This is a genomic window from Actinomadura meridiana, assembly GCF_039537545.1.
Taxonomy (GTDB): domain Bacteria; phylum Actinomycetota; class Actinomycetes; order Streptosporangiales; family Streptosporangiaceae; genus Spirillospora; species Spirillospora meridiana.
On the sequence record NZ_BAABAS010000008.1, the window covers coordinates 1 to 3,109 of the forward strand.

The following is a 3,109-nucleotide window of genomic DNA, read 5'->3' on the forward strand; positions in this document are numbered from 1 at the left end:
GTGTGGTTGGTCGGTGTGGAGTGCGTTGAGGGCGGTGTCCAGTTCCGCGCGATCGTCTCGTCCCGCGACGATCACGGCGCGGTGGTCGAGCAAGGCGCGCTTGTTCAGTGAAGATGCGAGAGCGCTAGGGACGAGGTCAGGGTGCTCGGCAAGGTGGTCCTTGAGGCGGACGGCGGCATCGCGGAGCGCATTGGGGTCTTTAGCCGACAGCGGGAGCGCGACGGCCGGTGCCAAAGGCTTTTCCGAGCCGACCTCTTCCGCGACCTCGGGAATAGGCGGGGCTTCCAGGATGAGGTGTGCGTTGGTGCCGCTGATACCGAACGAGGACACCGCGGCCCGGCGTGGCCGGTCGGTCTCGGGCCAGGGTTGTTCCTGGTCCAGTAGGACGACGTGCCCGGTGTCCCAGTCGACGTGGGAAGAGGGCTGGTCGATGTGAAGCGATTTCGGCAGGACGCCGTGCCGCATCGCCTGCACCATCTTGATGACGCCCGCGACCCCGGCCGCGGCCTGCGTGTGCCCGATATTCGACTTGATCGACCCCAGACGCAAAGGCGACTCGGCGCTGTGGCGCCGCCCGTAGGTGTTGAGCAGGGCCTGGGCCTCGATCGGGTCGCCCAGACGTGTGCCGGTGCCGTGTGCTTCGACGGCGTCGACCTCGTCCGCCGTCAACCGCGCGTTGGCGAGGGCCTGCTGGATGACGCGCTCCTGCGACGGCCCGTTCGGCGCCGCGAGACCATTACTCGCACCGTCCTGGTTGACCGCCGAGCCCTTCACGACGGCCAGAATCTGGTGGCCGTTGCGCTGGGCGTCCGACAGGCGTTCCATCAGCACGAGTCCGACGCCCTCGCCCCAACCGGTCCCGTCGGCGGCCGCGGCGAACGGCTTGCAGCGTCCGTCCGCGGCAAGACCGCGCTGGCGGCTGAAGTCGACGAACGGGGTGGGCGTGGCCATGATCGTCACGCCTCCGGCGAGTGCCATGCCGCACTCGCCCGAGCGCAGCGCATGGGCCGCGAGGTGCATGGCGACCAGGGACGACGAGCATGCGGTGTCGACGGTCAGAGCGGGACCCTCGAAACCGAAGGTGTAGGCGACCCGGCCCGACGCGACGCTGTTGCTGATGCCCGTCGACAGATAGCCCTGGATCTCCTCGGGCGTCTCGATGAGGAGATGGGAGCCGTAGTTGCTGGACAACACCCCGGCGAACACTCCGACGCTGTGCCCGCGGAGCGCGGTCGGGTCCAGGCCGGCGTCCTCGACGGTCTCCCAGGCGATCTCCAGGAGCAGCCGCTGCTGCGGGTCCATCGCGAGGGCCTCGCGGGGGCTGATCCCGAAGAAGGCGGCGTCGAACCGGTCGGCGTCGTGGAGGAAGCCGCCGTACTGGGTGTAGGTCGTGCCGGGGTTCTCGGGGTCCGGGTCGTGCAGGTCGCTGGACCAGCCGCGGTTGGTGGGGAACTCCGAGATCCCGTCCCGTCCGGCGGCGACCAGGTTCCACAGGTCGTCGGGCGAGCGCACCTCGCCGGGAAATCGGCATCCCATGCCGACGATCGCAATCGGCTCGTACTTCTCCGACTCCACCTCGCGGACACGCTGACGGGTACGACGCAGGTCCGCCGTGACGCGCTTCAGATAGTCCCGGAGCTTCTCTTCATTGGACATCTGGATTCCTCACGTGGGTCGGTCAGGAGATTCCGAACTCGTTCTCGATGACGTCGAAGATCTCGTCGTCCGTGGCGGACGCGAGATCGGTGTCCGTGCCGTCCGCCTGCTCGTTGACCCGGACGCTCCATTTCCGGAGCAGGCTCTCCAGACGCGCGGTGACGGCGGAGCGCTCGTCGTCGCTGGCGGACACCGCCGCCAGCGCGGCCTCGATGCCGCCGAGTTCGGAGAGGATCCCCGGCACCGAGCCCCCCGCGGCCGGTGCGAGCCGCGCGTGCAACTCGGCAGCGAGCGCCGTCGGGCTCGGATGGTCGAAGATCAGCGTCGGAGGGAGGCGGAGCTGCGTCGCGCCGGTGATGCGGTTGCGGAGTTCGACGGCGGTGAGGGAGTCGAACCCGAGGTCCTTGAACGGACGCTCAGGGGCGATCGTCTGCGCGGTGCTGTGGCCGAGGACCGCTGCGGCGTGGGCCTGAACCAGGTCGAGGAGGAATCGGTGCTGCTTGTCCGTGGTGAGTTCCTCAAGCTGGGCGACGAGATCCTTCGCGTTCGACCCCTCCGTCGTGGACGCGCCGGTCGCTGCCGTGCGGCGTTGTTGCGGGGCGAGGGCGCGGAGGAGGGGTGACGGGTGGGTGGTCGTCGCGGCAGTGATGGGGGTGGCGACGAGGTGGGGCTCGTTGAGTTGGAGTGCGGTGTCGAGGAGTGCGAGGCCGTGTTCGTCGCTTAGTGGGTGGACTCCCGAGCGCTTCATGCGGGCGAGGTCGGTCGTGGTGAGTGCGCTGGTCATGGCGCTGGTGTGTTCCCAGAGTCCCCAGGCGATGGAGGTTGCGGGTAGTCCGGTGTGGTGGCGGTGTGCGGCCAGGGCGTCGAGGTAGGTGTTGGCGGCTGCGTAGTTGGCTTGTCCGGGGTTGCCGAGGGTGCCCGCGGCGGAGGAGAACAGTACGAACGCGTCCAAGTCGAGGTTCTTGGTCTGTTCGTGCAGGTTCCACGCGGCGTCGACCTTGGGCCGGAACACTGCGGCGAGCCGTTCGGGTGTCTGGTTCTCCAGGGGCGCGTCGTCCAGGATTCCGGCGGCGTGGATGACGGTCTTGAGTGGATGGTCGTCAGGGATGGTGGCGAGGAGTTCGGCCAGTGCGTCGGGGTCGGCGGCGTCGCAGGCCGCGATGGTGACCTGGGCGCCGAAGCCTTCGAGATGTTCCTTGAGCTGTTGGGCGCCGGGGGCATCGGGTCCTCGCCTGCTGGTGAGGAGCAGGTGTGCGGCGTCGTGCCGGGCGATGAGGTGTTCGGCGACCAACGCGCCGAGGGTTCCGGTGCCGCCGGTGATGAGGGTGGTGCTCTTGGTGGTGTTAAGGGGTTGGGGGAGGGTGAGGGTGAATTTTCCGGTGCGGCGGGCTTGGGAGAAGGTGCGGATGGCGTGGTGAGTGTGGGTGATCGGGTGATTGGTGGTGGGGAGGGG

General features: G+C 68.6%; 2 protein-coding genes. Both read right to left on the bottom strand.

All coding sequences use genetic code 11. The features are described from left to right. Positions 1–1,656, bottom strand: a 1,656-nt coding sequence (locus ABD808_RS19455; RefSeq protein WP_344898628.1) for a type I polyketide synthase, incomplete at its 3' end; no start/stop codon positions are given. A 22-nt stretch (positions 1,657–1,678) separates the two neighbouring features. After that, positions 1,679–3,109: type I polyketide synthase (locus ABD808_RS19460; RefSeq protein WP_344898630.1), on the bottom strand; the 1,431-nt coding region annotated here is incomplete at its 5' end.